This window comes from Sphingomonas sp. M6A6_1c (assembly GCF_053345135.1).
In genome coordinates, this window is sequence record NZ_JBKEZO010000012.1 from 1 (window position 1) to 2,500 (window position 2,500).

General features: G+C 55.0%; 1 tRNA gene and 2 rRNA genes (1 of these 3 cut by a window edge). All 3 read right to left on the bottom strand.

Annotated elements, in window-relative coordinates:
• Positions 1 to 77 (bottom strand) — tRNA-Met (locus tag ACLBWH_RS18365).
• A gap of 108 nt (positions 78 to 185) precedes the next feature.
• Positions 186 to 300, bottom strand: a 5S ribosomal RNA gene (rrf, locus tag ACLBWH_RS18370).
• 184 nt (positions 301 to 484) lie between these two features.
• A 23S ribosomal RNA gene (locus ACLBWH_RS18375) occupies positions 485 to 2,500 on the bottom strand; it runs 806 nt beyond the window's last position.

The window sequence follows — 2,500 nt, forward strand, 5'->3', positions numbered from 1 at the left end:
TGGTTGCGGGGACAGGATTTGAACCTGTGACCTTCAGGTTATGAGCCTGACGAGCTACCGGGCTGCTCCACCCCGCGACACTGTTTTGGAACGCGAACGCCCCCGCTGTTGTGCGGGGGTGTCGTGGTTCGTTGATATTGTGATGGGTTCCTGGAGCCGTGTTCTTCGTATCCGCCTGCTGCAATGCCTGGCGACGACCTACTCTTCCATCGCTTGAGCGATAGTACCATTGGCGCAGTCGGGTTTCACGGCCGAGTTCGGGATGGGATCGGGTGGGACACCGACGCTATAGCCACCAGGCAATGAAGCGGGCGGATGCGAAGTTGGGCTTTGGGGTAACCCACCGCAAGGACTTGCGATGGGTTTCTAAAATCGATGCACCTTTGTGAGGATGTGTATTTTAATCTGGCGTTCGACTTGTATCATCCACGCTATCGCCGACGTTTCGCTGGTAACCCAGGATTGTCATTGATGGTGTGAGACTCTCAAGCGCGAATAGGACAATTAGTATCGGTTAGCTCCATGCGTTACCGCACTTCCACATCCGATCTATCAAGGTCGTGGTCTCCGACCGTCCTATGAAATCTTATCTTGAGGGAGGCTTCCCGCTTAGATGCTTTCAGCGGTTATCCCGTCCGTACATAGCTACCCTGCTGCGCCGTTGGCACGACGACAGGTACACCAGAGGTACGTTCAACCCGGTCCTCTCGTACTAGGGTCAACTCCTCTCAAATTTCGACGCCCACGGCAGATAGGGACCAAACTGTCTCGCGACGTTCTGAACCCAACTCACGTACCACTTTAATTGGCGAACAGCCAAACCCTTGGGACCTGCTCCAGCCCCAGGATGTGATGAGTCGACATCGAGGTGCCAAACAACCCCGTCGATATGAGCTCTTGGGGGTTATCAGCCTGTTATCCCCGGCGTACCTTTTATCCGTTGAGCGATGGCCCTTCCACGAGGGACCACCGGATCACTATGACCGACTTTCGTCTCTGCTCGACTTGTCAGTCTCGCAGTCAGGCGGGCTTATGCCATTGCACTCTAACAGCCGGTTTCCAACCGGCCTGAGCCCACCATCGCGCGCCTCCGTTACTCTTTAGGAGGCGACCGCCCCAGTCAAACTACCCGCCACAGAGGGTCCCTGTTCCGGCTTACGGAACGAGGTTAGACATCAGAAAACAACAGGGTGGTATTTCACCTATGGCTCCACACCGGCTGGCGCCGATGCTTCAAAGCCTCCCACCTATGCTACACAGTTCTTTCCTAATGCCACTCTGAAGCTGCAGTAAAGGTGCACGGGGTCTTTCCGTCTAACCGCGGGTACTCCGCATCTTCACGGAGAATTCAATTTCGCTGAGCATGTCCTGGAGACAGTGGGGAAGTCGTTACGCCATTCGTGCAGGTCGGAACTTACCCGACAAGGAATTTCGCTACCTTAGGACCGTTATAGTTACGGCCGCCGTTTACCTGGGCTTCATTTCAGAGCTTGCACCCCTCCACTTAACCTTCAGGCACCGGGCAGGCGTCAGGCCCTATACGTCGTCTTGAAGCCGACTTAGCAGAGCCCTGTGTTTTTGCTAAACAGTCGCTACCCCCTGGCCTGTGCCCCCAACAAGAGCTTGCGCCTATGTTGGGCCTCCTTCTTCCGAAGGTACGGAGGCAATTTGCCGAGTTCCTTCAGGACACTTCTCTCAAGCGCCTTGGTATACTCTACCTGACCACCTGTGTCGGTTTCGGGTACGGTCTATACGGTGGGGCTATTTCCTGGGACAGTTTCGAAGCCCGGCCAATCCGTTAAGGCCGAACAACACACACCATCCGTCACACACCACCAGGCCCACGAATATTAACGTGGTTCCCATCGACTACCCCCTTCGGGCTCGTCTTAGGGGCCGGCTCACCCTGCGCGGATTAGCCTTGCGCAGGAACCCTTGGTCTTTCGGCGAGAGGGCATCTCACCCTCTTTATCGCTACTCATGTCTGCATTCGCACTTCCGATACCTCCACGACCCATTACCAGATCGCTTCACAGGCTTACGGAACGCTCCGCTACCGCGTGGCTTACGCCACACCCTAAGCTTCGGTGTATCACTTGAGCCCCGTTACATCTTCGCCGCAGAAACCCTTGTTTAGACCAGTGAGCTGTTACGCTTTCTTTAAAGGATGGCTGCTTCTAAGCCAACCTCCTGGTTGTTTTGGGATTTCCACATGCTTTCCCACTTAGTGATAACTTGGGGACCTTAGCTGTAGGTCAGGGCTGTTTCCCTTTTGACGACGGACCTTAGCACCCGCCGTCTGTCTCCCGGATATCACTCCTAGGTATTCGGAGTTTGGTTAGAGTTGGTAGATCTCGCGACCCCCGCATCCATCCAGTGCTCTACCCCCTAGGGTGTCCATCCGAGGCACTACCTCAATAGTTTTCGCGGAGAACCAGCTATTTCCCGGCTTGATTGGCCTTTCACCCCTAAACACAACTCATCCGGTAACTTTTCAACG